Genomic DNA, 747 nt, shown 5'->3' with positions numbered 1-747 from the left:
AGATCGAACTCGATGGTTCTGCCCCTCGCCAGATCAACGCCCTGATCACCGGCGCGGCCCTGTGGGGCGAAGAAGGCCGCCACGTCCAGTACAAGCTCACCCTGCGCCCCTGGCTGCACTTGGCCACCCTGCGCACCGACTGCAGGATCTTCCAGAACCTCAGCGTCGTGCAGATCCTGGACGAACTCCTGGGCGGCTACGCCTTCCCCGTGGACAAACGCCTGATCGAGCACTACCCGGTGCGCGACTACCAGACCCAGTTCAACGAGAGCGACTTCGCCTTCCTTGCCCGCCTGTGCCAGGAATGGGGCATCAGCTACCACTTCGAGCATTCGGACGGCAAACACCGCCTGGTGCTCTCGGATGCCATGGGGGCCTATGCAGCGGGTGATCCGCTGTACGAGCAGGTGGAATACCACGCCCCGGGCTGGAAGATCGATGCCGAGTACATCCACAGCTTCGTTCCCCAGCACCAGCTCACCAGTGGGAAGTACGCCACCCGGGACTATGACTACACGCGCCCCAGGGCGGATCTGAGTGTCTCCAGAACTGATCCGCGCCCCACGGGGCAGGCCGATGGCGAGGTCTATCAATGGCATGCATCCGCCGCGGGAGGTAGCCACTACGCCCAGCCCAATGCAGGAGCAGACACAAGCACCGACCCTCACGGCGAAGGCCGTCTGCTTGCCCTGCTGCGCATGCAGGCACTGCGCACCCAGGGCGCCCGAGCCCAGGCCAGCGGCAACC

General features: G+C 64.9%; 1 protein-coding gene. It reads left to right on the top strand.

From position 1 onward, the window contains the following. Window positions 1–747 (top strand): type VI secretion system Vgr family protein (locus AC3WQM_RS31990; protein WP_492683862.1); only part of this gene is annotated, 747 nt, incomplete at both ends.

Source organism: Variovorax sp. FW301-JW7, from assembly GCF_058788795.1.
This window is presented reverse-complemented; position numbering and strand designations above follow the sequence as displayed.